At 55.8% G+C, this 23,137-nt stretch carries 24 protein-coding genes and 2 pseudogenes; 11 read left to right on the plus strand and 15 right to left on the minus strand.

Going from position 1 to position 23,137, the window contains the following annotated elements; genetic code table 11:
* Positions 1 to 15 precede the first annotated feature (15 nt).
* Genes gsiB through gsiD form a run of 3 tightly spaced genes read left to right on the plus strand, consistent with a single transcriptional unit; the run spans position 16 to position 3,393 of the window.
* Positions 16 to 1,554 (plus strand): glutathione ABC transporter substrate-binding protein GsiB, encoded by a 1,539-nt coding sequence (gsiB, locus tag F3J31_RS07770; RefSeq protein ID WP_023292928.1) that lies wholly within the window; start codon positions 16 to 18, stop codon positions 1,552 to 1,554.
* Positions 1,555 to 1,559: 5 nt separating this feature from the next.
* The gene (gene gsiC / locus F3J31_RS07775) at positions 1,560 to 2,480 is read left to right on the plus strand and encodes a glutathione ABC transporter permease GsiC (protein ID WP_008501201.1); all 921 of its coding nucleotides are present in this window, start codon (positions 1,560 to 1,562) and stop codon (positions 2,478 to 2,480) included.
* Position 2,481: 1 nt separating this feature from the next.
* Positions 2,482 to 3,393 (plus strand): glutathione ABC transporter permease GsiD, encoded by a 912-nt coding sequence (gsiD, locus tag F3J31_RS07780; RefSeq protein ID WP_021240948.1) that lies wholly within the window; start codon positions 2,482 to 2,484, stop codon positions 3,391 to 3,393.
* Positions 3,394 to 3,456: 63 nt separating this feature from the next.
* On the opposite strand, the gene rimO is transcribed toward gsiD, so the two are convergent.
* Positions 3,457 to 4,782 (minus strand): 30S ribosomal protein S12 methylthiotransferase RimO, encoded by a 1,326-nt coding sequence (gene rimO / locus F3J31_RS07785; RefSeq protein WP_008501203.1) that lies wholly within the window; start codon positions 4,780 to 4,782, stop codon positions 3,457 to 3,459.
* Between the two features lie 216 nt (positions 4,783 to 4,998).
* Here rimO and bssR point away from each other — a divergent pair, with 216 nt between their 5' ends.
* Together bssR and F3J31_RS07795 are read left to right on the plus strand one after the other, a co-directional pair.
* Positions 4,999 to 5,382, plus strand: coding sequence for a biofilm formation regulator BssR (bssR, locus tag F3J31_RS07790; RefSeq protein ID WP_008501204.1), 384 nt, complete (start codon positions 4,999 to 5,001; stop codon positions 5,380 to 5,382).
* Between the two features lie 106 nt (positions 5,383 to 5,488).
* Entirely contained in the window at positions 5,489 to 6,607 is a 1,119-nt protein-coding gene (locus tag F3J31_RS07795) for a PQQ-dependent sugar dehydrogenase (protein ID WP_167212334.1), read from the plus strand.
* Here F3J31_RS07795 and F3J31_RS07800 read toward each other — a convergent pair whose 3' ends face one another.
* A complete protein-coding gene (locus F3J31_RS07800) occupies positions 6,608 to 7,234 on the minus strand; it encodes a glutathione S-transferase family protein (protein WP_167212337.1) in 627 nt (208 codons plus the stop codon).
* A 241-nt stretch (positions 7,235 to 7,475) separates the two neighbouring features.
* On the opposite strand from F3J31_RS07800, the gene dacC reads away from it, so the two are divergent.
* The gene (gene dacC / locus F3J31_RS07805) at positions 7,476 to 8,681 is read left to right on the plus strand and encodes a serine-type D-Ala-D-Ala carboxypeptidase (protein WP_008501207.1); all 1,206 of its coding nucleotides are present in this window, start codon (positions 7,476 to 7,478) and stop codon (positions 8,679 to 8,681) included.
* 70 nt (positions 8,682 to 8,751) lie between these two features.
* Here the strand turns inward: dacC and deoR are convergent, their stop codons facing one another.
* The 3 genes from deoR to F3J31_RS07820 form a co-directional block, all read right to left on the minus strand.
* Complete coding sequence (gene deoR / locus F3J31_RS07810) at positions 8,752 to 9,510, minus strand: DNA-binding transcriptional repressor DeoR (RefSeq protein ID WP_008503427.1); 759 nt, start codon at positions 9,508 to 9,510, stop codon at positions 8,752 to 8,754.
* 67 nt (positions 9,511 to 9,577) lie between these two features.
* Positions 9,578 to 10,186, minus strand: coding sequence for an undecaprenyl-diphosphate phosphatase (gene ybjG, locus F3J31_RS07815; RefSeq protein ID WP_045908451.1), 609 nt, complete (start codon positions 10,184 to 10,186; stop codon positions 9,578 to 9,580).
* Between the two features lie 7 nt (positions 10,187 to 10,193).
* On the minus strand, positions 10,194 to 10,922 hold the full coding sequence (locus F3J31_RS07820; protein ID WP_167212340.1) for a phosphatase PAP2 family protein: 729 nt from the start codon (positions 10,920 to 10,922) through the stop codon (positions 10,194 to 10,196).
* A 168-nt stretch (positions 10,923 to 11,090) separates the two neighbouring features.
* On the opposite strand from F3J31_RS07820, the gene F3J31_RS07825 reads away from it, so the two are divergent.
* Positions 11,091 to 12,323, plus strand: a complete 1,233-nt coding sequence (locus tag F3J31_RS07825) for an MFS transporter (RefSeq protein ID WP_008503430.1) — start codon at positions 11,091 to 11,093, stop codon at positions 12,321 to 12,323.
* Between the two features lie 59 nt (positions 12,324 to 12,382).
* On the opposite strand, the gene F3J31_RS07830 is transcribed toward F3J31_RS07825, so the two are convergent.
* Together F3J31_RS07830 and F3J31_RS07835 are read right to left on the minus strand one after the other, a co-directional pair.
* Complete coding sequence (locus F3J31_RS07830; RefSeq protein WP_167212343.1) at positions 12,383 to 13,195, minus strand: Cof-type HAD-IIB family hydrolase; 813 nt, start codon at positions 13,193 to 13,195, stop codon at positions 12,383 to 12,385.
* Positions 13,185 to 14,399, minus strand: a complete 1,215-nt coding sequence (locus F3J31_RS07835; protein WP_167212346.1) for an MFS transporter — start codon at positions 14,397 to 14,399, stop codon at positions 13,185 to 13,187. The genes F3J31_RS07830 and F3J31_RS07835 overlap by 11 nt, the downstream gene beginning before the upstream one ends.
* A gap of 81 nt (positions 14,400 to 14,480) precedes the next feature.
* On the opposite strand from F3J31_RS07835, the gene F3J31_RS07840 reads away from it, so the two are divergent.
* Positions 14,481 to 15,026, plus strand: coding sequence for a TetR family transcriptional regulator (locus F3J31_RS07840; RefSeq protein WP_063621261.1), 546 nt, complete (start codon positions 14,481 to 14,483; stop codon positions 15,024 to 15,026).
* On the opposite strand, the gene F3J31_RS07845 is transcribed toward F3J31_RS07840, so the two are convergent.
* The 7 genes and pseudogenes from F3J31_RS07845 to F3J31_RS23410 form a co-directional block, all read right to left on the minus strand.
* Positions 15,023 to 15,793 (minus strand): SDR family oxidoreductase, encoded by a 771-nt coding sequence (locus F3J31_RS07845; RefSeq protein ID WP_167212350.1) that lies wholly within the window; start codon positions 15,791 to 15,793, stop codon positions 15,023 to 15,025. The two genes, F3J31_RS07840 and F3J31_RS07845, sit on opposite strands and share 4 nt — an antisense overlap.
* A 118-nt stretch (positions 15,794 to 15,911) precedes the next feature.
* Positions 15,912 to 16,343 carry a glutaredoxin-dependent arsenate reductase gene (arsC, locus tag F3J31_RS07850; protein ID WP_167212353.1) on the minus strand — a complete coding sequence of 144 codons (432 nt, stop codon included), beginning with the start codon at positions 16,341 to 16,343 and terminating at the stop codon, positions 15,912 to 15,914.
* A 12-nt stretch (positions 16,344 to 16,355) separates the two neighbouring features.
* Positions 16,356 to 17,645 carry an arsenic transporter gene (locus F3J31_RS07855; protein WP_167212356.1) on the minus strand — a complete coding sequence of 430 codons (1,290 nt, stop codon included), beginning with the start codon at positions 17,643 to 17,645 and terminating at the stop codon, positions 16,356 to 16,358.
* A gap of 40 nt (positions 17,646 to 17,685) precedes the next feature.
* Positions 17,686 to 18,006 carry a metalloregulator ArsR/SmtB family transcription factor gene (locus tag F3J31_RS07860; protein ID WP_111967013.1) on the minus strand — a complete coding sequence of 107 codons (321 nt, stop codon included), beginning with the start codon at positions 18,004 to 18,006 and terminating at the stop codon, positions 17,686 to 17,688.
* 223 nt (positions 18,007 to 18,229) lie between these two features.
* Positions 18,230 to 18,571: pseudogene (tssD, locus tag F3J31_RS07865) on the minus strand (type VI secretion system tube protein TssD); the annotation flags it as partial.
* Between the two features lie 13 nt (positions 18,572 to 18,584).
* On the minus strand, positions 18,585 to 18,881 hold the full coding sequence (locus tag F3J31_RS23405) for a hypothetical protein (protein WP_240152753.1): 297 nt from the start codon (positions 18,879 to 18,881) through the stop codon (positions 18,585 to 18,587).
* Positions 18,866 to 19,153 carry a hypothetical protein gene (locus F3J31_RS23410; protein WP_240152754.1) on the minus strand — a complete coding sequence of 96 codons (288 nt, stop codon included), beginning with the start codon at positions 19,151 to 19,153 and terminating at the stop codon, positions 18,866 to 18,868. Before F3J31_RS23410 ends, F3J31_RS23405 begins: the two co-directional genes overlap by 16 nt.
* 159 nt (positions 19,154 to 19,312) lie before the next feature.
* On the opposite strand from F3J31_RS23410, the pseudogene F3J31_RS23415 reads away from it, so the two are divergent.
* From F3J31_RS23415 to F3J31_RS07880, 3 genes and pseudogenes are all read left to right on the plus strand, one after another.
* A pseudogene (locus F3J31_RS23415) lies at positions 19,313 to 19,519 on the plus strand (hypothetical protein); the annotation flags it as partial.
* Positions 19,520 to 19,670: 151 nt separating this feature from the next.
* Positions 19,671 to 21,833 carry a glycoside hydrolase family 104 protein gene (locus F3J31_RS07875; protein ID WP_240152755.1) on the plus strand — a complete coding sequence of 721 codons (2,163 nt, stop codon included), beginning with the start codon at positions 19,671 to 19,673 and terminating at the stop codon, positions 21,831 to 21,833.
* Positions 21,830 to 22,261, plus strand: a complete 432-nt coding sequence (locus F3J31_RS07880; protein WP_167212362.1) for a hypothetical protein — start codon at positions 21,830 to 21,832, stop codon at positions 22,259 to 22,261. Before F3J31_RS07875 ends, F3J31_RS07880 begins: the two co-directional genes overlap by 4 nt.
* A gap of 151 nt (positions 22,262 to 22,412) precedes the next feature.
* Here F3J31_RS07880 and F3J31_RS07885 read toward each other — a convergent pair whose 3' ends face one another.
* Complete coding sequence (locus F3J31_RS07885; protein ID WP_167212365.1) at positions 22,413 to 22,943, minus strand: hypothetical protein; 531 nt, start codon at positions 22,941 to 22,943, stop codon at positions 22,413 to 22,415.
* Positions 22,944 to 23,137: the final 194 nt, after the last annotated feature.

Below are 23,137 nucleotides of genomic sequence, written 5' to 3' on the forward strand. Positions count from 1 at the left end.
AGGCAGGAGAACACAATGGTTACATTTGTAGCGCGTAGATGGTTGTTAGCCGCGAGCGTGACGGCAGCCCTGGCCGCTGCCCCCGCGTTCGCTGCCAAAGATGTGGTGGTCGCTGTCGGCTCTAACTTCACCACGCTGGATCCGTATGACGCTAACGACACGCTCTCCCAGGCGGTGGCGAAATCGTTCTACCAGGGCCTGTTTGGCCTGGATAAAGAGATGAAGCTTAAAAACGTGCTGGCGGAGGGGTACACCGTTTCGGATGACGGGCTGGTGTACACCATTAAGCTCAAAACCGGGGTGAAGTTCCAGGACGGTACCGACTTTAATGCAGACGCGGTGAAGGTTAACCTCGATCGCGCCAGCAATCCTGAAAACAGCCTCAAGCGTTATAACCTCTATAAAAACATCGCCAAAACTGAGGTGGTCGACCCGGCGACGGTAAAAATTACCCTGAAAGAGCCGTTCTCCGCGTTTATCAATATTCTGGCGCATCCGGCGACGGCGATGATATCCCCTGCCGCGCTGAAGAAATACGGCAAGGAGATTGGCTTCCACCCGGTCGGTACCGGTCCGTACGAGCTGGTCACCTGGAATCAGACCGATTTTGTGAAGGTGAAAAAATACGCGGGATACTGGCAAAAAGGGCTGCCGAAGCTGGACACCATCACCTGGCGTCCGGTAGTGGATAACAACACCCGTGCGGCGATGCTGCAAACCGGCGAGGCGCAGTTTGCCTTCCCTGTGCCGTATGAGCAGGCCGCCATTCTGGAGAAAAACAGCAAGCTGGAGCTGGTCGCCAGCCCGTCGATCATGCAGCGCTACATCAGCATGAACGTCACGCAAAAGCCGTTCGATAACCCGAAGGTGCGCGAAGCCATTAACTATGCCATTAACCGTCAGGCGCTGGTGAAGGTCGCTTTTGCGGGCTATGCCACCCCGGCCACCGGCGTGCTGCCGCCGGCTATCGCGTATGCGCAAAGCTATCAGCCGTGGCCGTACGATCCGGCTAAAGCGCGCGAGCTGCTGAAAGAGGCGGGCTATCCGAACGGCTTTAGCACCACGCTGTGGTCGTCGCATAATCACAGTACCGCCCAGAAGGTGCTGCAGTTCACCCAGCAGCAGCTGGCGCAGGTGGGTATCAAGGCGCAGGTGACCGCGATGGATGCCGGGCAGCGTGCGGCCGAGGTTGAGGGGAAAGGGCAGAAAGAGAGCGGCGTGCGGATGTTCTACACCGGCTGGTCGGCCTCGACCGGTGAAGCCGACTGGGCGCTCTCGCCGCTGTTTGCCTCGCAGAACTGGCCGCCAACCCTGTTCAATACCGCGTTCTACAGCAACCCGCAGGTGGACAAAGACCTTGCCGATGCGCTGAAAACCACCAAACCGGAGGAGAAAGCACGCCTCTACAAGGACGCGCAGGACATCATCTGGAAAGAGTCGCCGTGGGTGCCGCTGGTGGTGGAGAAACTGGTGTCAGCCCATAACAAAGCGTTGACCGGGTTCTACATCATGCCGGATACGGGCTTTAGCTTTGACGATGCGGATTTAAAATAACGCCCATGCTGAACTATGTTTGTAAACGCCTGCTGGGGCTTATCCCGACGCTGTTGATTGTGGCAGTGCTGGTGTTTTTGTTTGTCCATATGCTGCCGGGGGATCCGGCGCGTCTGGTTGCCGGGCCCGAAGCGGATGCCACGGTCATTGAGCTGGTGCGTAAACAGCTGGGTCTTGACCAGCCTCTGTATATGCAGTTTCTGCACTATATTGGCAACGTTCTGCAGGGTGACTTTGGTATCTCGATGGTGTCGCGTCGTCCGGTGTCGGAGGAGATCGCCACCCGCTTTATGCCCACGTTCTGGTTAACGATAGCCAGCATGAGCTGGGCCGTGGTGTTCGGACTTGGCGCCGGGATTGTGGCGTCCGTCTGGCGTAACCGCTGGCCGGACAAGCTCGGCATGGCGCTGGCGGTGACCGGCATCTCCTTCCCGGCGTTCGCGCTGGGGATGCTGCTGATGCAGATCTTCTCCGTTGAGCTGGGCTGGCTGCCCACCGTCGGGGCCGATACCTGGAAGCATTACATTCTGCCCTCGATGACGCTGGGGGCTGCCGTGTCGGCGGTGATGGCCCGCTTTACCCGCGCCTCGTTCGTTGACGTGCTGAGCGAAGATTATATTCGCACCGCGCGGGCGAAAGGGGTCAGCGAGAAGTGGGTCATCCTCAAGCACGGGTTCCGCAATGCGATGATCCCGGTCGTGACGATGATGGGGCTTCAGTTTGGCTTCCTGCTGGGCGGCTCTATCGTGGTGGAAAAGGTCTTCAACTGGCCGGGGCTGGGACGTCTGCTGGTCGATTCCGTCGAGATGCGCGACTACCCGGTGATCCAGGCGGAAGTGCTGCTTTTCTCGCTGGAGTTTATTCTTATCAACTTAGTGGTGGACGTGCTCTACGCCGCCATTAACCCGGCCATCAGGTATAAGTAAGATGCGATTGTTGAACTGGCGACGTCAGGCCGTTTTAAACGCCATGCCGGGGCTAAAACCGGATCACATCCGCACCCCGTGGTCTGAATTCTGGCGGCGTTTCCGCCGTCAGCCGGTCGCGATGACGGCGGGGCTGTTCGTGCTGCTGCTGATTGTGGTGGCGATCGTGGCGCCGTGGGTGGCGCCGTTTGATGCGGAAAATTATTTTGACTACGACCGCCTGAACGACGGGCCCTCGATGCTCCACTGGTTCGGCGTGGATTCCCTCGGGCGGGATATCTTTAGCCGGGTACTGGTAGGGGCGCAGATCTCGCTCGCCGCCGGGGTGTTCGCGGTGCTGATCGGCGCGGCCATCGGGATTGTGCTGGGGCTGGTTGCCGGGTATTACGAAGGCTGGTGGGACCGCATCATCATGCGCATCTGCGACGTGCTGTTTGCCTTCCCCGGCATTCTGCTGGCGATTGCCGTGGTGGCGATCATGGGCAGCGGCATGGCGAATGTCATCATTGCGGTGGCGGTGTTTTCGATTCCGGCCTTTGCACGCCTGGTGCGCGGCAACACGCTGGTGTTGAAACAGCAGACCTTTATCGAGTCGGCCCGCAGTATGGGGGCCAGCGATGCGACCATCCTCTTCAGCCATATTCTGCCGGGGACGGTGTCGTCCATCGTGGTCTATTTCACCATGCGTATCGGCGTGTCGATTATCTCGGCGGCCAGCCTGTCGTTTCTGGGGTTAGGAGCACAGCCTCCGACGCCGGAGTGGGGCGCGATGCTGAACGAGGCGAGGGCCGATATGGTGATTGCGCCGCACGTGGCGATTTTCCCGAGCCTGGCGATTTTCCTGACCGTGCTGGCGTTTAACCTGTTAGGTGATGGGCTGCGCGACGCGCTGGATCCGAGGATAAAGGGGTAGTGCAGTGAAATGTGCCGGGTGGCGGCTACGCCTTACCCGGCCTACAAAAGCGGAGTGGGGCGATTAAACCCGGCTACCCCACAGGTCATACTCGTCGGCGTTTTCAACCTTCACGCGAATAATATCACCTGGCTTAACGTTGGTTTCGCCATTCAGGTACACCGCACCGTCGATTTCAGGGGCGTCCGCCATGCTGCGGCCAATCGCGCCTTCTTCGTCCACTTCGTCGATGATAACCATGATTTCGCGGCCCACTTTCTCCTGCAGACGCTCGGCAGAGATCTGCTGCTGCAGCTGCATGAAGCGGTTCCAGCGCTCCTCTTTCACCTCTTCCGGCACCTGGTCCGCCAGCTCGTTGGCGGTTGCGCCTTCCACCGGGCTGTACTTGAAGCAGCCTACGCGGTCCAGACGCGCTTCTTTCAGGAAGTCGAGCAGCATCTGGAAGTCTTCTTCGGTTTCACCCGGGAAGCCGACGATAAAGGTGGAGCGCAGGGTCAGGTCCGGGCAGATCTCACGCCACTGCTTGATGCGTGCCAGCTGGCGGTCAACGGAGCCAGGGCGCTTCATCAGCTTCAGGATACGCGGGCTCGCGTGCTGCAGCGGGATGTCCAGGTAAGGCAGAATCTTGCCTTCCGCCATCAGCGGGATGACGTCGTCAACGTGCGGGTATGGGTAAACGTAGTGCAGACGCGTCCAGATACCGAGTTTAGACAGCTGCTCGCACAGGCCGACCATGCTGGTTTTCACCGGCTCGCCGTTGTGGAAACCGGAGCGGTGCTTAACGTCCACGCCATAAGCTGAAGTGTCCTGGGAGATGACCAGCAGCTCCTTCACGCCCGCGTCAGCCAAGCGCTTAGCTTCTGCCAGCACTTCGCCGATTGGACGGCTCACCAGATCGCCACGCATGGACGGGATGATGCAGAAGGTACAGCGATGGTTACAGCCTTCGGAAATCTTCAGGTATGCGTAGTGGCGCGGCGTCAGCTTCACGCCCTGTTCTGGCACCAGGCTCAGGAACGGGTTGTGTTTGGGTTTTGGCACGTAGTGATGAACATGTTGCAGCACCTGCTCGTAGCTGTGCGGGCCGGTGATCTCAAGCACCTTCGGGTGCACTTCGCGGATCTGGTCTTCTTTCGCGCCCAGACAGCCGGTCACGATCACTTTGCCGTTTTCGGTCAGCGCTTCACCGATGGCTTCCAGTGACTCCTGGACCGCGCTGTCGATAAACCCGCAGGTGTTAACAATCACCATATCGGCGTTGTCGTAGCTTGGCACCACGTCATAGCCCTCGGTGCGCAGTTCGGTCAGGATGCGTTCTGAATCCACCAGGTTTTTCGGGCAGCCCAGGGAGACGAAGCCGATTTTCGGCTGGTGCGTAACATTGCTCATAGGTTAAAAATTCATCAATTATGGAGTTATCAGGGCGGGATTTTACAGCGTATCGCGGGGGATTTATACACTCTTTGCAAGGCGGATGCGTCGGGCCGAGGTTGTAACATTGTAAATAATGTTAATCAGTTAATAAAAATTGATCCCAGGCATTAAACTGTACAAAAAATGTACTTATCCTGACTATGCACCATGGCTGACAGAGGAGGAAAGAGCATGACCGTTGACAGACTAAAACGCGATCTGCTGAACAAGCTGATCAACGCCCGAATCGACCTGGCCGCGTACCTGCAGTTGAGGAAGGCAAAAGGGTATATGTCAGTCAGCGAAAGCGAACATCTGCGTGATAACCTGTTTGAACTGTGTAATTTCATGCGTGAAAAAGCACCGACCTTGAAGGCGAACGGCGGCGAAAGCGAAGAAATCGCGCTGCGCCGCGCCACCGAAGTGCTCTCCATCGCAGGGGTGTGTCTGATGAACGGACGCCACGACTGCCCGAACTTTATCGCCGTAAACGCGGAGAAGCTTGAAAACTGCCTGACAACGCTCTCTCTATGCATCATGTGTCTGAACGAGCACAAACAGCTCGAACAGCACTGATCCCGGGGGAGGCAACTCCCCCTTCTGCTTAAGCTTTTGTAAAAGTGGTAACGCGCCCGGACGCAATGGCTAATCTTTATGCCATATGCCGATAAAGGAGCGCGTTATGCCTCGATCCTCGCTGCTTTCCCTGCCTGCTTTATTTATTTCGTTTTCACTTCTTGCTGCGCCAGAGGCAGTGAAGGTCGAGGTGCTGCAAAACAGACTCGATCACCCCTGGTCCCTGGCGTTCCTGCCGGATAATGACGGGCTGCTGGTGACCCTGAAGGGCGGTCAGCTCAAACGCTGGCAGGCCGGAAAAGGGCTCTCCGATCCGATTGTCGGCGTACCGAAGGTCTGGGCAAACGGTCAGGGAGGATTGCTGGATGTGGTATTGGCGCCAGATTTTGAGAAGTCGCGCCGCGTCTGGCTGAGCTACGCCGAGGCCGGGCATGACGGCAAAGCCGGAACGGCGGTGGGCTATGGCCGTCTGAGCGACGACTATTCCCGCATCGAAGGATTCCAGGTGGCGTTCCGTCAGATGCCGAAACTTTCAACCGGTAACCATTTTGGCGGGCGGCTGGTATTCGACGGCAAAGGCTCTCTCTTTATTGGACTCGGCGAGAACAATCAGCGTCCGACGGCGCAGGATCTGGATAAATTGCAGGGCAAAGTGGTGCGCCTCACCGAAGACGGGAAAGTCCCGTCGGATAACCCCTTCGTGAATACCCCCGGTGCGCGACCCGAAATCTGGTCTTACGGCATTCGCAACCCGCAGGGGATGGCGATGAACCCCTGGAGCGACACGCTGTGGCTGAACGAGCATGGCCCGCGCGGCGGGGATGAGATCAACATTCCGGAGAAAGGTAAGAACTACGGCTGGCCGCTGGCCACGCACGGCATTAACTACAGCGGCCTGAAAATCCCGGAAGCCAAAGGCGAGCACGTTGAGGGCACCGAGAAGCCGCTGTTCGTCTGGAAAGTCTCACCCGCGGTGAGCGGCATGGCGTTTTACAACAGCGACGTCTTCCCGCAGTGGAAAAACAAGCTGTTTATCGGCGCGCTGAAGGAGAAGGACGTTATCGTGCTGAGCGTGGAGGGAAACAAGGTGACGGAGGACGGGCGCATTCTGGGCGACCGGGACCAGCGTATTCGCGACGTGCGGGTGGGGCCGGATGGGTATCTGTATGTCCTGACCGACGAGACGGACGGGCAGCTGTTGAAAGTCAGCCCGTCCGGCGCGTAATCAGGTGACCGGGATCATCACGACGTTACGGTAAGCCGGGCGATCGCTCAGCTGTTTAAGCCAGCGCTCAAGGTGAGGGCGCGGCGTCCACTTCAGACCCATGTTGGTCAGGTTCCAGACGAAGGGCGCCACGGCGATATCGCCTGTGCCGAACGCCTCGCCGGAGAACCAGGCGTGCTTCGCCAGCTCGTCATCCATCATCGCAAACAGATTTTCGCAGGCATCCTGCGCGGCGTGAATCGCAGGATAATCGCGTTCGGCTTCCGGCGTGCGGATAAGCCCCATCAGGATCACGCGGTGGGTTGGGGACAGCGTCTGGTTTGCCCAGTCCATCCACTTTTCGCCCTGGGCGCGCCGGGCCGGGTTTTCAACCCACAGGCGTCCCTGACCGTACTGGGCGGCGAGGTAACGGACAATGGTGTTGGACTCCCAAAGCATCGCGTCTGTTTCATCATCGCGCAGCAGCGGCACCAGGCCGTTCGGGTTCATGGCCAGATAGTCGGCCTCTTTGTTCACGCCGAACGCCATGCCAGCCATGATTTGATTGAACGGTAAATCCAGCTCTTCCAGCGTCCAGAGCACTTTCTTAACGTTGGTCGAATTATTTCTGCCCCACAGCGTAATCATATTTACTCCCGATGAGATGTGAATCCGAGTCAGCCTTTCGCCATGGTGAGATAAACCTAACAATTACGCAACAGAAGACAAAAAAATCGTCTTAATCAAAGCGTATCTGAATGTTATTGCATAAACTTTAATAACTTTACCCTCGTTGGGTTTCTTTAACGGTTTTAGTGCGCTATTACTCATCGCTTCTTGCGACACGGTGATGTGACGTAATTTTTGAATGGACACTCGGGTGGCATTTATGACGCGTAAAATGACTTCTCTGCGCAGCCTGGCGGCAGGCTCTGCGCTTCTTTTCCTGTTTGCACCAACGCTCTACGCAGCTGAACAGGCTGCGCCCGAAGCGCCGCCAGTGGATGCGCGCGCCTGGATCCTGATGGACTACGCCAGCGGTAAAGTGCTGGCGGAAGGGAATGCGGATGAGAAACTCGATCCGGCAAGCCTGACCAAAATCATGACCAGCTATGTGGTGGGCCAGGCGCTGAAAGCGGGCAAGATCAAACTGGACGATATGGTGACCATCGGGAAGGACGCGTGGGCGACCGGCAACCCGGCGCTGCGGGGTTCTTCCGTGATGTTCCTGAAGCCTGGCGATCAGGTTTCTGTTTCCGATCTGAATAAAGGGGTGATTATTCAGTCGGGAAATGATGCGTGCATCGCGCTGGCCGACTACGTTGCCGGCAGCCAGGATTCATTTATCGGCCTGATGAATGGCTACGCGCAAAAGCTGGGCCTGACCAATACAACCTTTAAAACCGTTCACGGTCTGGATGCGCCGGGCCAGTTCAGCACCGCGCGCGACATGGCGCTGCTGGGGAAAGCGCTGATCCACGACGTGCCGGATGAATACGCGATCCACAAAGAGAAAGAGTTTACCTTCAACAAAATCCGCCAGCCGAACCGCAACCGCCTGCTGTGGAGCAGCAACGTCAATGTGGACGGGATGAAAACCGGCACCACGGCGGGCGCTGGCTACAACCTGGTGGCTTCCGCGACCCAGGGCGACATGCGCCTGATTTCGGTGGTGCTGGGCACCAAAACCGACCGCATTCGCTTTAATGAATCCGAAAAACTGCTGACCTGGGGCTTCCGCTTCTATGAAACCGTGACGCCGATTAAACCGGATGCCACGTTCGTCAGCCAGCGCGTCTGGTTTGGTGACAAGAGCGAAGTGAACCTGGGCGCGGGTGAGGCGGGCTCGGTGACCATTCCGCGCGGCCAGCTGAAAAACCTGAAGGCTAGCTACACCCTGACTGACCCGCAGCTTACGGCTCCGCTGAAAAAGGGCCAGGTGGTCGGGACGATTGATTTCCAGCTTAACGGTAAATCGATTGAACAGCGTCCGCTGATTGTGATGGAAGCGGTGGAAGAGGGCGGCTTCTTCAGCCGGATGTGGGATTTCGTGATGATGAAATTCCACGGGTGGTTTGGCAGCTGGTTTAGCTAAGTTTTTTGCCGGGTGGCGCTGCGCTTACCCGGCCTACGTTCGAGCCGTTGTAGGCCGACCCGGCATAACCTCAATACATCAACTTCACCTGCTGTGCCTTCGCGTGGGCCACAATCTCGTCGTCCGGGCGGCAATCGCTGACGATGGCATCGAACTGCGCCAGCTCGCCCATTCTTGCCGAACGTACCTTACCAAACTTGCTGTGATCGACCACCAGCACATGGTACTGCGCGGCGCTTAACGCCCAGTGCTTTACCGGCAGCTCTTCCAGATTAAAGCAGGTCGCGCCCTGGCGCACATTAACGCCGGCGGCGGAATAAAACGCGATATCCGGGCAGAGATTGCTGAGCGTGTCCTGCAGGTTGAGCGGCTTAAAGATCGCGTTGCTGGCGTGAAACTCACCGCCGCAGAGGATCACCCGGCACTCGGGTTTCTCCTGAAGCGCCAGAAAGGTGTTCAGGGAGTAGCACACGGCAGTGAAAGGGATGCTGCTGTCGATGGCTTCGATAATCCACGGCGTGGTGGTACCGCAGTCAAAAAACAGCGTCTGGTGCGGCTGTACCAGTGAGGCCGCAAGCCGCGCGGCTTTGCGTTTCTCCTCCACCAGGCGTGTCTTCTGGTCGCTGATCAGATAATGGCTGGCGCTGCGTGGCTCAAGCACAATATATCCGCCCAGCAGCACGACGGGCGCGCTCTCGCTGTTCAGATCCCGACGAATGGTCATCTCTGAGACGCCGAGGAGGTTGGCGGCTTCCTTAAGATGCAGCTTATCGCTGCGCTTCAGCGCCTGAAGCAGCTGAGCAATGCGGTCATCGCGACGTGTTTCCATAGTTCCTCGGGATAAAAAAGTGAACCCCCGCAGGGCGGGGGTTCAAGTGTAACCTGTCAGGTCGGGGTTAGTCACGTATCCAGCCTTTGCGGATCGGAATAGCGAAAATGGCGCGATAGAGGGTAGAGAGCCCGCTATAGAGCGCCTCACCGATAAGGCTCCACAGGATAGCCGCGCTCACGCAGCCAATCAGCCCCACCAGGAAGCCGCCCACCATATCCAGCGGCCAGTGGACGCCCAGATAAACGCGAGACCAGGCGATGGCCACCGCGACCACCATCAGCACCGCACCTGACCACAGGCGATGCCAGAACAGGAAGGCCAGCGCGAAGGTGAAGATCACCGTCCCGTGATCGCTCGGGAAAGAGTCATCTGGCGCATGGTGCAGGAAGGTATAGCCCACGTGATCGACAAACGGACGATCGTGCGGGAATGCGTGGCCCAGAATGTAGCTCACCAGAACGCTCACGCCCAGCGCCATCGCCACTTTGATCACCAGCTGGCGCTGCGCTTTCACCTGGCTACGAGGTCCCCACAGCCAGAGGATGGCGGCCAGCGCGGGTACGATGCTGATCAGATCTTTTGCCAGAAAGGTGGCAAAGTCGATCATCCACTCGGGCGAGGCCGGGGTGGCATTGATCAGATAGAACAGCTGATAATTCAGATTCTCTAGCATAGCGTTATCACTCTTTAGCAAACCGGGTGGAAACAAGGCCGTAGACCACCACCTGAGAAAACCAGACCCACCACCCAGCCCACAGGTTGTGAGAGAAAAAATGTGCCCCGCGCATGATCTGGCCATAACCCATCACCAGACCTAACACCACGCCCAGCGCAACGAAGCTCCAGGCGAGACGCGGACGCTCGCGCCAGAAGGCAAAAAACAGCCCCATCACCATAAAGCCGCTGGAGGCATGACCGCCGGGGAAACAGCGCCCCGGGCCGCTGTCTGCAGGGGCGGCGCTAAACAGGGGATAAGAGACAGCCTTACCGCCATATTCCACCAGGTCCCACGGGCAGCTGTGATGGCTCATGCTTTTCAGCAGGCCCACCACCAGCGCGCCAACGCCCATCAGCAGCGCCGCCGTCACGAGCCTTGCGTTACGCTTGTAAGCGCCGTAAAACAGCGCCACGGCGCCTAAGGCGATGGCGATGTACTTCGCCAGACGATGGTTGAGCAGATCCAGCAGGTGGTCTTTCTGCAGCGGGAAGCTCTGCGTCGCCGCGTCATACCAGAAGCCGGTTACCCATCTGTCGAGCGCTTCATTGCGCGATAGCCACGTAAACACCACGGCAAGGGCTATCAGTATGAAAAGCTGATAACCATAAAAGCGGGCCGGTAAGCGGTAAAGGCGTTTTGTCTTATTTTTCTGTAACGTAGACAATTCTGAACGACTGGAGGTGAGTGCCATAATTTGGGGTCGTTGACGAGTAATGGGGCTATCATAAATCTGTCAAATTAAGGAAACCTTAAACGAAGACGATATGTGCTTTATTTCTGTTTATCCTCGATAAATCACTATCTCGGGCTGCGGCATTTCATTACACTCGTCGCGATTTTGTCATTATAAAGAGATTGCATGTTAAACCGTTCTTCTTCAGGTTCACGTCTGGGTCGTCAGGCGTTGCTTTTCCCTCTGTGTCTGGTGCTCTACGAATTTTCTACCTATATCGGCAACGATATGATCCAGCCCGGGATGCTGGCCGTGGTGGCGCAGTACAACGCCGGAATCGAGTGGGTACCGACCTCCATGACCGCCTATCTGGCCGGCGGCATGTTTTTGCAGTGGCTGTTAGGCCCGCTGTCGGATCGTATTGGCCGTCGTCCGGTAATGCTGACGGGCGTGGTGTGGTTTATCGTCACCTGTCTTGCCACGCTGCTGGCACAAAACATTGAACAATTTACCCTGCTGCGTTTCCTGCAGGGGGTGAGCCTGTGCTTTATCGGCGCTGTGGGGTATGCCGCCATTCAGGAGTCGTTTGAAGAGGCGGTGTGTATCAAAATTACCGCGCTGATGGCGAACGTGGCGCTGATCGCTCCCTTGCTCGGGCCGCTGGTAGGCGCCGCATGGGTGCATGTTGCACCGTGGGAAGGGATGTTTGTGCTCTTTGCGGTTCTCGCCGCCATCGCGTTCTTTGGTCTGCACCGGGCAATGCCGGAAACCGCCACCCGCATCGGCGAGAAACTCTCGCTGAAAGAGCTGGGGCGGGATTACAAAGAAGTGCTGAAGAATGGCCGCTTTGTGGCGGGCGCGCTGGCGACCGGGTTCGTTAGCCTGCCGCTGCTGGCGTGGATTGCCCAGTCACCGGTCATTATCATCAGCGGTGAAAAGCTGAGCAGCTACGAGTACGGCCTGTTGCAGGTACCAATCTTTGGCGCGCTGATTATCGGTAACCTGGTGCTGGCGCGTCTGACCTCACGCCGCACCGTGCGTTCACTGATTATCATGGGTGGCTGGCCGATTGCAGCCGGGCTGATTCTGGCGGCGGTGGCGACCGTCGCGTCATCACATGCTTACTTATGGATGACGGCAGGACTCAGCATTTACGCCTTCGGGATTGGCGTGGCGAACGCGGGGCTGGTGCGCCTGACGCTGTTTGCCAGCGAGATGAGTAAAGGTACGGTCTCCGCGGCGATGGGGATGCTGCAGATGCTGATTTTTACCGTCGGTATCGAGGTGAGCAAGCATGCCTACGCGATGGGCGGTAACGGGCTGTTCAGTCTGTTTAACCTCGCCAACGGCGTGTTGTGGGTTGGCCTGATGGTGGTGTTCCTGAAAGACAAGCGCGTCGGAAACGCCCTGCAACCTTAACTGTTTATTCCCTCTCCCGGTGGGAGAGGGTTAGGGTGAGGGCACCAGACCGCACTGTGTTAATTAAACGGTGCCTCCCCATCCAGCACCTTATCAATCACATCCAGCACGCCTTCCTCGTTATTGTGCGGCGCTTCAAAACGCGCCGCCGCTTTGATATGCGGTCTGGCATTCGCCATCGCAAAGCTGAACCCGGACTGGCGCAGCATCTCCACGTCGTTGCCGCTGTCGCCGAAGGCCACCACGTCGCTGTTCTCTATCCCCCAGCGCTGTTGCAGGATCCGCAGGCCGTTGGCTTTATGCACGCCGGGGATAATCAGGTCGATACTGCCGTGACCGGTGGTGACGGGCACCATGATGTCGCTGAGTTTTTCATGCAGCAGCGCCTGAATACGCGGAATTTCATCATCAGACACGTTAAGCCCGAACTTGAAGAAAATATCGTTCAGGTTGTCGAAATCGCTGACCATTTCCAGACGGTGATAGTACTTTGCCGCGATGGCCTTAAAGCCCTCGTCATAGCACTTGAGCGTGTAGGCGCTGCTCTTCCCGCAGGCGATGATCTCGATGCCCGGCACGTCGTTTAACACGTTCGCGACGGTCTCGAAATGGGCTTTCGACAGTTCACCGTTGAAGACGTCTTCACCCTCACTCACGACCCAGCCGCCGTTTTCGGCGACGAATGAAATTTCATGCGCAATCTCCGGGAAAAAGGAGATCAGCTGGTAGTACTGGTTGCCGCTGGCGACCACGAAGCGAATGCCTTGCGCCTTCATGCGCGCGTACTGCGCCAGAAAGCGCGGGCGATTGTAGGTCTTGGCATCACTCAGGAATGTGCCATCCATGTCGACGGCGATCAGTTTAACGCTCATATCCCTTCTCCAGTGTCGTGTGTTTCGTTTCCGGCTTTGCCACCGCGCGCGCCACCAGCGCCGCGACGATCACCAACCCTAATACCACCAGCATGGCGCTGCGCAGCCCGAAGTGCTCCCCGAGGAAGCCGAGCAGCGGCGGCCCGACCAGGAAGGCGAGATAGCCGGTTGTCGCCACCACGCTGACGCGCGTCGGGGCATCCGGGCCGGTGTCGCTGGCGGCGGAGATGGTCAGCGGGAAGCCGAGGGACGCGCCCAGCCCCCAGAGGATCACCGAGACGCCGGCAATCCAGTCCACATCCACAAAGATAATCATCGCGATACCCAGCCCGCCGAGCAGGGCGCTGGCGCGCACCACCGCCACGCGGCTGTAGCGGTCGATAAACCAGCCGCCGGTGAAGCGCCCGACGGTCATCCCCAGCGTAAACCCGGCGTAGATCAGCGAGCCGGAGGTCGGGCTAAAGCCGTGACCGTCCACCATCAGCAGCGGCAGCCAGTCGTTGGCGGACCCTTCCGCGAACGCCATCGCCAGCACCACCACGCCAATCAGCATCAGCTGATAATCGCGGTAGAAGGGCAGCCCTTTTTCGGCCGAATGCTGTTCATCTGAGGCGTTCTTGCCGGTGCCGTCCGGAATCGCCCGGATGCCGGTCAGAATCGGAATAATGCACACCACCGCCGCCAGCAGGATATGCAGATTCGCGGTCATGCCGAAGGCCGTCAGCGCCATCCCCACGCCCGCCCCGGCCAGCGTGCCGAGGCTGTAAAAGCCGTGCATCATCGGCAGCACGGTTTTGTTCATCTCGCGCTCGACCGCCGCCCCTTCAACGTTTATCGCCACTTCCGCCGAGCCGAAGCTGCCGCCAAACACCGTCAACCCCAGCGCAAACATCACCGGTGAGGCAAACCACAGCGCCGCGCTCAGCACCATCATCCCGAACACCGCGAAGCACATGGTGGTGCGGATCACCGCCCGCGTACCGAAGCGCTTCACCAGCCATGCGGAGCAGAGAATGCCGCTCATGGAGCCTATCGACAGGCCGAACAGCACGATGCCCATTTCTGCGGTAGAAACGGACAAAATGTCGCGAATAGCGGGGGTGCGCGTGGCCCAGGAGGCCATCAGCAGACCGGGAATAAAGAAGAACATAAACAGCGCCCACATGCGGAGCTGCAGGGCTTTGCGGGGAGAGGTCTGCGTCATTGGGGTAGCACCAGAAGTACAACAATAGCGACAACACTAGCAAATTTGTGTACATTTGTACACAAACCAGATGAGGAATTGATGAGCAGACCACCCAACGATCCGCATCGCCGGGAGAAAATCCTGCAGGCGACGCTCGACACCATTGCTGAACACGGTATTCACGCCGTCACGCACCGTAAAATCGCCACCTGCGCGGGCGTGCCGCTGGGGTCGATGACCTACTATTTCGACGGTATGGAGCCGCTGCTGGAGGAGGCCTTCACGTGGTTTACCCGCCAGATGTCGCAGCAGTACCGGGATTTCTTCGCGGGCGTCACCGGGCCGGAAATGGCGTGCGAATCCATAACTACCCTGATCCACAGCTCGCAGGTGACCACGCCGCACAACATGGCGCTGATGTATCAGCTTTACGCCTTTATGCACCGCAGCGCGGCGCTCAAAACGGTGATGCAGGACTGGATGAAGATGAGCCAGACCACGCTGGAGCAGTGGTTCGACCCGGTTACCACCCGCGCGCTGGATGCGTTTATCGAAGGGATGACGCTGCACTACGTGACTGACCGGACGCCGCTATCCCGGGAGGAGATTCGGGCGATGGTGGGGAGGATTGCGGGCGAGAGCTAGGTTGCGCCCGCGGTCATGTTGACGGTGGTTCCCGTCATTGCGCTTGCCGTATCTGAAGCCAGAAACGCAATCGTGTCTGCTACCTGCGCCAGCGTCGGCAGGCGATGCGTCAGGGTGCTTTGCGCGGCGCCGCCGAGAAATTGCTCAACCGTTATCCCCATCGCCTGCGCCTTGGCGGCGAAAATGGCCCCCACATACGAACCCGCCTGCACCGCGTCGGCTATTGCGTGCGAGCGCAGACACAGCACACGAATATTTTGAGTCCCCAGCTCAGCCGCAAGCGCCCGGGTAAAGGCTTCCGTTCCCGCGCAGCCGACGATATGTCCGAGGTGGCCCGCCATCGTCATGTTTGCGGCGGGGGCGACGACGGTAATTATGGTCCCGCCATGCTCGCCGCCCATGCGGGATGACACGGCTTTCGCAATGTTAAAGTACGCGGCCAGGAAAGGGTCGAAGCCCTGACGGAATTCGCCGAGCGTTAATGCCTCAAGACGTTTGCCCTGATCGTGCATAAAGCCCGTGGCGTTGACGACGATATCAATGCGGGCAAGGTCGGGGAGCAGCGAGGACTCCTCAAGCGCATCGAAAATAAACGTGCGGGCAGAACCGCCCGCTGCGCGAATACGGCTGGCGACCTGCTCCAGCCTGGTGTGGTCACGTGCGGCGAGATACACCTCCGCGCCTTCACGCGCAAGAGCGTGTGCCGCAGCGCTGCCGATGGCGCCGCTGCCGCCGAAGATGACGGCGGTTTTGTTTTTAAGACCCATGCCTGCATACCCTCACCAGAGTTAACCCTCAACAGTATGTGCCGGGTTTCGGCGGAAGCAACTCAGCCGTTGGGCGGGGTATGTGGTTGGCAGATCTTACAGCGCCATTATCAATGGGTTACTTTGGCGAGATTTTTTTCCCGCTGGCGTCTACGACGGCTTCGCCATCCTCTTTTGTAAATGCCCCTTCCTGCGCATCCGGCAGAATGTCGAGGACGACTTCAGACGGGCGGCACAGGCGGGTGCCCAGCGGCGTGACCACGATCGGACGGTTAATCAGAATCGGGTATTGCAACATAAACTCGATTAACTGGTCGTCGGTGAAGCTATCGTCGGCAAGGCCGAGCTGTTCATAGGGCTCCACGTTTTTACGCAGCAGATCCCGCACCGAAATGCCCATATCGGCAATCAGGGTGGTCAGCGTATCGCGCGACGGCGGGGTTTCCAGATAGAGGATAATCTCTGGCTCCGTGCCGCTGTTGCGGATCATCTCCAGCGTGTTGCGCGAGGTGCCGCAGGCGGGGTTGTGGTAAATGGTGATGTGGCTCATATCAGTAGCTCATTACAGTGTAAAGGAGAGACGTAGCGCCAGCGCGGCGAGCGTCACAAACAGGACCGGCAGCGTCATGATGATGCCCGTCCGGAAATAGTAACCCCAGGTGATCGTCATGTTTTTCTGCGCCAGCACGTGGAGCCAGAGCAGGGTGGCGAGGCTGCCGATAGGCGTGATTTTCGGGCCCAGATCGCAGCCAATCACGTTGGCGTAAATCATCGCGTCCTTAATCAACCCCGTTGCCGTGCTGCCCTCAATGGAGAGCGCGCCAATCAGCACCGTGGGCATATTGTTCATTATGGATGACAGGAACGCGGTGATGAACCCGGTACCCAGCGTGGTGGCCCACAATCCGTGCCCGGCCAGGCTGTTCAGTACGCCTGTGAGAGAGTCCGTCAGCCCGGCATTGCGCAGGCCATACACCACCAGATACATCCCCAGTGAGAAGATCACGATCTGCCACGGTGCGCCGCGTAGCACTTTTCCGGTATTTATCGCATGTCCGCGTTTTGCAACGGCAAACAAAACCAGCGCGCCCGCAGTCGCAATGGCGCTGACCGGAATACCCAGCGGCTCCAGCACAAAGAAACCGACGAGAAGAAGGAGCAGCACGATCCAGCCGGTTCTGAACGTCGGAAGATCGTTTATCGCGCGTGCAGGCTCACGCAGTTTCGCCAGGTCATATTCCGGCGGAATTTCCTTGCGGAAGAACAGATGGAGCATGACCAGCGTTGCGGCAATCGCAGCGATATCAACGGAAATCATCACCGAAGCATATTCACTGAATCCCAGCGTGAAGAAGTCGGCCGAGACGATGTTGACCAGGTTCGACACAATCAGCGGCAGGCTGGCGGTATCGGCGATAAAACCTGCCGCCATCACAAATGCCAGCGTAGCCTGCTTGCTGAACCCCAGTGCCAGCAGCATGGCGATAACGATAGGCGTCAGGATCAGCGCTGCGCCGTCATTGGCAAACAGCGCCGCGACGGCTGCGCCCAGAAGGATAATCCAGGTAAACAGCAATCGCCCGCGACCGTTCCCCCAGCGGGCGACGTGCAGCGCCGCCCACTCGAAAAAGCCGGACTCATCCAGCAGCAGGCTGATGATGATGACGGCGATGAACGTTGCCGTAGCGTTCCAGACGATATTCCAGACTACCGGTATATCGTTAATGTGAATCACGCCGCTGACCAGCGCCAGCACCGCGCCGATGGTCGCGCTCCAGCCAATACTCAGTCCTTTGGGCTGCCAGATGACCAATACCAGCGTAAACAGAAAAATTGCCCCTGCCAGAAACATCGCTTACTCCGTTATATCTGTTTTTGTGAATGTGTTTGGGTTAGCACGAACCCGGAAGCCGGTTTTTCAACTTCATGCGCGTCTCTTCCCGCAGGCAGTTCCAGCTGGTGTCGATAACGGCTGCCGCCCATGCAGGCATGTTGGGAGAGAGACGGTAATGGACCCACTTACCCTCGCGACGGTCGATCACCAGCCCGGACTCGCGGAGCAGGGCCATGTGGCGTGAGACCTTCGGCTGAGATTCGGCGGTCGCGGAGCAGAGATCGCAGACGCACAGTTCGCCCGCTTCGCGGAGCAGCATGACGATGGCGAGCCGCGTTTCGTCGGAGAGGGTTTTGAAGAGGTGGAGTGGGTGGAGCATTCGGTCATCCTGAATGTCTTTTATCATATGCATTAAATCATATGTGTTTATGGCTGGCGAGAGAAGAGGAAAAAGCAGCAAGGATAGAAAAACTCAGGGAGGGCTTGTAGAAGGTCAAAATAGTCTTTATGGCTTGCCCGGAACAATCCTGACAGTCATGAGAAAGAAACCGTCCCTTGGAACGGTCTCTTTTTATCTGCTCACTTTCAACACTCTTCTGCGCTCAGGCGCAACAGCGATCGTTCCAGGTGTCACGGTAAATGATATTCCTCTCCGTGTACTTCCACGAGATGGCTTCATAACGCAATTCGAGCGTTTCAAGATGGGTGCTGCTCATCCCGTTAGGGGTCAGGAAGGGTGCCACTGTCGTGAACTTAACGTTTTCCATCACGATATTGAAATATTCGGCCTCGATACCGAACTCCAGAATACGGTACATCTTAATCATCCCCTTCTTCATCACTCGCCCTTCGCACACGGCTCGGTAAAGAAGTGGGGTAGTCTGATCAAATTCTTTGATTATAGTAATAGGGCGATGGACGCGCGTGCCGGTGAGCTTGCCCCAACCAGAAAATACATCATTTTTGCACTTTACAATCATCAATTTTGTCATCAGCTTCAACTTCGTTAGCTTTATAAAGTTCAGCCAGAGCTTTCGCCGTAGTTCGATACACGCTTTCGTCTGAAGTTGTCACCTTTGATTTTGCGACACCTGCTGGCGGAGCTAAAGGCATTAGCCCCGCGAGGGTCATCTTTCTAAAATCTTTCTGTATCAATGCATAAGCACCAACACCACCGCAACTATCTATTCCAATTTTGCCTTTCGTTGCCAGAATCATTTTCTGTTTCTTAGCATTTTTCAGCTTATCTCCCATCTCACCCCAAAAACGATTGAATTATAAACAGCGTAGTAACTTTCCGTGTCGGTAGTCATTCCTTTGGTGGCGCTAGCGCTAATGGACTTGATGGCTCTATCAATGGAGTTCGTTCCATCATCTGAAAGTACGTGGTCGCAACTAGCTTTAACAAGCATTTTGACATAGGCAGACAGGTAATCAGGATATGCCTGGATTTCGCCCGAGACCGCACCACCAGCTACGGATGAGAAAGCGCAGAATACCAGAGACAGCGCAATAATATTTTTCATGCTTCTTCCTGAATGCAGACTTGACCGTTAAAATTAACAATAGTTTTTAACGATTGAAATTATATTATTGATTTTTTTTATAGATTGATTATTAAGGTACATCCTACATACGCCGCTTGCAGGAAGGAGGCTGAAATCAGCTTTAATGGAGGTTTAGAGCTGGTAAGAAAAGTACTGTTGACGGGATTTATTCTTGCTGCGTTCAGTGCCAGTACCGGAAACATAACTATGAGCAACCCGGAGCAGACGACCACGGCGAACGGGCAAACCTTGTGCGTCTACTCCAATAAAATTTATATCTTCACCTACCGGACAAAATCGAAACATTCCCCGTACAGCAAAAGTTTCGACACGACTGACAGTGAGCAAAGTCTCGTTATGGTATGGGCTTACCGAATGTTACGAAAGAAAGTTTTACTTAAGTCTAATGCTTATTGCTCATGTGGTTATTGTTTGTAAAATAAGCTAAAACTGCTTCATCAAAGGCTTAACTTCTTAGCTGTAAGGGACTATGCAAATGGACATCTGTTTTCCTGCCAAAAAAGCAAACGGCGACCATTACTCCACAGTAGATGACATTATGGCCCGTATACTTCAGGAGCCTCATGGTTCCTGGCTTGCCGGGACAAATGCTATGTGGCATGGCGGACTTCATATTACAGATGTCAGTGCGCCGGGATCAGTACTCACTCACGAAACAGCAGATACCGCCGTCCCGCTTCCGTTTATGACTGGTGGCGAGGTGGTTGCCTGGCGACTGAATCAGGACTATCTGTCCGGCGATTACATGGGGAATGCGTTGCAGTACTCCAGCACCTTTGTGCTGGTTAAATCCACCTGTACGCCAGACCCTGAGAAACCGGATAACGCCCTGGATTTTTACGCACTTTATATGGGGCTTGCCCCGCTGTCCGCCTTTCCAGTGCATCAGATATATCAGGTCACGGAGCGGGGAAACCGACTTCGGAAACGTCAGCATACCGGGCAGGAAAGGCCGGGCGAGCTGGTTCCCGTGCCAGACGGCGGGCATCTGACGACAGGCGATCGCGTGGTAGTACTGCGGGAAAACACGTTTGAACTAAACGGTGTAGCCCAGAGATTCGGGCTTGCCCGGACACTGAACAGCAAATCAGAGATGAACGGGGCGGCGTTCTGGGTATCGCTTGACCCGATGTTTATGAACCCGGACGGCGAGCAACGGGCGCACCTGCCTGCGTGGATGCAGCAGGCCATCACACAGGGTGCTTATGATGCTGTTGTTACCCCAGCCACAAAATGCGTGGTTGCTGCCGGGGATGCGGTGGGGTATCTGGCGGAGGACATCGCCCCGGACGGTGAGCAGCGAGTGGAGAAAAGCGCCTTTGTGCATATCGAACTGCTGAGCACCGACAGCCGGATGCGTGATTTTCTTAACAACACCGCCGGGGTGAAAAGCGGGCAGAAGTATCTTCATATCCACCCGGAGAGCTACCTGTATCAACGCACCGGCGACACTTTTACCCGCACAGACGGGCTGGTGAAGAAAGACATTCACCAGATCCTGCCGCAGGACAAGTGCCACCCGTTCACCGACAACAGCGGAAAACGCTGGTTTGATATCGGGGAAAGTGCCTGGTTGAGCGAGGAGGATGTGGATGCAGACATTGCTCAGTATGACCTGATGAAGCTTGGGTTCTCAGCCTTTGAGGAGCCGCCCACGTCCGATATGACGCAATCCCTGCATGAGGGCTGGATAAAATCAGCATTCACACAGCTTGCGGAGTGGGTACGGCCTGAGCGCGGCATTCAGGAACAGCAGGTTTCCACCTGGTATAAGGCCATCCTGCGAAAAATGGACAGTGACAGCAGTGGCGACCTGTCCGGGGCGGAGCTGTATCACGCGGTCCACTTTCCGGAGATGGATGTGCGGGATATTGCGTCCCGAATGGTGGTAAAGCATGACAGCGAATGGTTTGGCGGCAGTCAGCATCACCGCTGGAAAACGTTCCTGCAACGCACAGACCGTCTGTATGTGTCGTATGTACGACAGTGGTTCGACAATATGGAATGGATGAGCCAGGTGCCAGAGTTCAGCAATGGTGAACCTGTCTGGCATATGCATCCCGTGGTATTTCTTGATGCGTTGAAATTTTCTGCATTGTCTCTTGAAGAAGTAAGGGTAAGGGCATTTATGCGTATGCTCCGAGTTGGAGAAGGCACGGTAGGGGAAGCTGGATATGAAACGTTATTCGGTGGACAATCCTTCATTAGGCATTACCATAAAGACTTTAGCAATCACCCCCAAATTTCGATTACACGAGGTAATCTTACTTCGTCAGCAGCAGGAGCATACCAAGTAATGGGCTATACCTGGAATGATCCGAAAATGACATCAATTAGGGCTAATAAAGGTATTACTGATTTTACACCTGAATCTCAGGATAAATTTTGTGTTTTAATTTTCAAATATAAAAGAAAACGCTCTTTAGATAAAATCATGTCTGGTGATATTGTAGGAGCGTTAGATATGCTGAGCTACGAATGGGCAAGCCTTCCGCCGGGTAGGTATGGTCAGCCTGCAAAATCAGAGCAAGAAGCACTTTCTTTGTACAATCATTATCTTGAGGAAGAATTAGCTGGCAGGTCAGATCTTCATCTTGATATTGGGTATATTTCAACTATTGCGGAGTCTAACCAATGAAAACTTGGCCATTTTTGCTATTATTAATTTCTATGACAACACATGCAAACTCAAATTTCGGCATGTGGTCGACCTCCTGTGATAATGATGGTTTCTCAATAAAAATCGATAACAAACCAACCAGTCTCGTTGTTAATGATAATCAAATAGTTATCAACATTCATGCAAAGGAAGTCGATAAAGATAAAATTGATATTTTTTATGATAGTGTTGCAGACCTTGGCAGAGGCGGCATGAACTTCGACTGGAAAAATGTAAGCCCGATAAAACCTGTGGCAGAACTTAGTATCATCAAAAAAAATGGCGAATTCCGCTGGAAAGGGTTTTTCGACAATAAGAAATTGAAATATTTTTGGGTTAATGATCCTGATTTCATGCAGTTTTATGCTGATGATGGTGTTATTATTCTACATAAATGTGAAAAATAACTCTCGCCCCATCCTTAAGTATATTAAATGTGGAAACAAGAAATCGCGGAGCTAATACCTCCGCGTGTAATAATTAAAAGCCCCCTTACCGAACATCCATCACTTGCTTACAAAGTCTGATGGTTTTATCTGAGGAAATCCGGCTAATATTTCATCTATTTTTTCTTGAAGCAATTTGGGCAACTCCAGACATCCCCAACCCGCCAATAGCCGCGCCCGTTAATCCTGAAACGACCTTTACTTCTGAAGGTGGGAGGGTCACATAGAGGCAAATAGTCGATGCAGCGCCTGCAGAGAATGAATACGAGGTTAGCGTGCTGGTGGATATGTGAACGTTAGCGCGCATTAGAGCATGCTGTATCGCTGATAATTCTGCCGGGGAATAATTCTTAACCAGCTCCTCAACGTACGTGTTGATTAGGTCAAAGACGATGTTCCAGCGAGAAACGAGATGGAATATGCCCTTTCGGAAGCGAGCGTCCTCCAGGTTTTGTCGGGTGCATACATCGTAATATTCATCAGTAAAGCAGGAGGTGTAGTACAACAGGCGTTGGGCACCGGCACCTATATTACTCAACTGGCTCTTTACTTCTTCACCTACCGCGCGTACCGCCTGGTCCAGCTTCATGGCCGGTATCTTTTGGCTCTGAAGCTGTCGGATGATCTCTTCAGAATGGTACATGCTTACTGACCTCGCACTTCAGCCCACTTGAGCGATCTTTTGCTGCATTCCCTAAGACCGGAATTGCCATTACTGAGCTTGAAAACTGCATTCCTGTCCCCTCCATAGTGTTTCTATCCGCTCCAGCGTATGCCTGTAACTAATATGGACGTTCAAAGCAGTTCATGTTTATGAAAAGCAGGGGATTTTTAGGA

Source organism: Enterobacter sp. Acro-832, from assembly GCF_011752745.1.
Lineage (GTDB): Bacteria > Pseudomonadota > Gammaproteobacteria > Enterobacterales > Enterobacteriaceae > Enterobacter > Enterobacter quasiroggenkampii.

Coding starts and splice junctions, on each gene's coding strand:
- F3J31_RS07885 (WP_167212365.1), bottom strand. CDS start 22,943: ATGTACCATTCTGAAGAGATCATCCGACAGCTTCAGAGCCAAAAGATA.
- F3J31_RS07830 (WP_167212343.1), bottom strand. CDS start 13,195: ATGAGCGTTAAACTGATCGCCGTCGACATGGATGGCACATTCCTGAGT.
- F3J31_RS23405 (WP_240152753.1), bottom strand. CDS start 18,881: ATGGGAGATAAGCTGAAAAATGCTAAGAAACAGAAAATGATTCTGGCA.
- gsiC (WP_008501201.1), top strand. CDS start 1,560: ATGCTGAACTATGTTTGTAAACGCCTGCTGGGGCTTATCCCGACGCTG.
- gsiB (WP_023292928.1), top strand. CDS start 16: ATGGTTACATTTGTAGCGCGTAGATGGTTGTTAGCCGCGAGCGTGACG.
- F3J31_RS07835 (WP_167212346.1), bottom strand. CDS start 14,399: ATGACGCAGACCTCTCCCCGCAAAGCCCTGCAGCTCCGCATGTGGGCG.
- F3J31_RS07845 (WP_167212350.1), bottom strand. CDS start 15,793: ATGGGTCTTAAAAACAAAACCGCCGTCATCTTCGGCGGCAGCGGCGCC.
- bssR (WP_008501204.1), top strand. CDS start 4,999: ATGACCGTTGACAGACTAAAACGCGATCTGCTGAACAAGCTGATCAAC.
- ybjG (WP_045908451.1), bottom strand. CDS start 10,186: ATGCTAGAGAATCTGAATTATCAGCTGTTCTATCTGATCAATGCCACC.
- F3J31_RS07855 (WP_167212356.1), bottom strand. CDS start 17,645: ATGTTTCTGGCAGGGGCAATTTTTCTGTTTACGCTGGTATTGGTCATC.
- F3J31_RS07820 (WP_167212340.1), bottom strand. CDS start 10,922: ATGGCACTCACCTCCAGTCGTTCAGAATTGTCTACGTTACAGAAAAAT.
- gsiD (WP_021240948.1), top strand. CDS start 2,482: ATGCGATTGTTGAACTGGCGACGTCAGGCCGTTTTAAACGCCATGCCG.
- rimO (WP_008501203.1), bottom strand. CDS start 4,782: ATGAGCAATGTTACGCACCAGCCGAAAATCGGCTTCGTCTCCCTGGGC.
- F3J31_RS07875 (WP_240152755.1), top strand. CDS start 19,671: ATGGACATCTGTTTTCCTGCCAAAAAAGCAAACGGCGACCATTACTCC.
- F3J31_RS07795 (WP_167212334.1), top strand. CDS start 5,489: ATGCCTCGATCCTCGCTGCTTTCCCTGCCTGCTTTATTTATTTCGTTT.
- deoR (WP_008503427.1), bottom strand. CDS start 9,510: ATGGAAACACGTCGCGATGACCGCATTGCTCAGCTGCTTCAGGCGCTG.
- F3J31_RS07860 (WP_111967013.1), bottom strand. CDS start 18,006: ATGCTCCACCCACTCCACCTCTTCAAAACCCTCTCCGACGAAACGCGG.
- arsC (WP_167212353.1), bottom strand. CDS start 16,343: ATGAGCCACATCACCATTTACCACAACCCCGCCTGCGGCACCTCGCGC.
- F3J31_RS07825 (WP_008503430.1), top strand. CDS start 11,091: ATGTTAAACCGTTCTTCTTCAGGTTCACGTCTGGGTCGTCAGGCGTTG.
- F3J31_RS07880 (WP_167212362.1), top strand. CDS start 21,830: ATGAAAACTTGGCCATTTTTGCTATTATTAATTTCTATGACAACACAT.
- dacC (WP_008501207.1), top strand. CDS start 7,476: ATGACGCGTAAAATGACTTCTCTGCGCAGCCTGGCGGCAGGCTCTGCG.
- F3J31_RS07840 (WP_063621261.1), top strand. CDS start 14,481: ATGAGCAGACCACCCAACGATCCGCATCGCCGGGAGAAAATCCTGCAG.
- F3J31_RS07800 (WP_167212337.1), bottom strand. CDS start 7,234: ATGATTACGCTGTGGGGCAGAAATAATTCGACCAACGTTAAGAAAGTG.
- F3J31_RS23410 (WP_240152754.1), bottom strand. CDS start 19,153: ATGAAAAATATTATTGCGCTGTCTCTGGTATTCTGCGCTTTCTCATCC.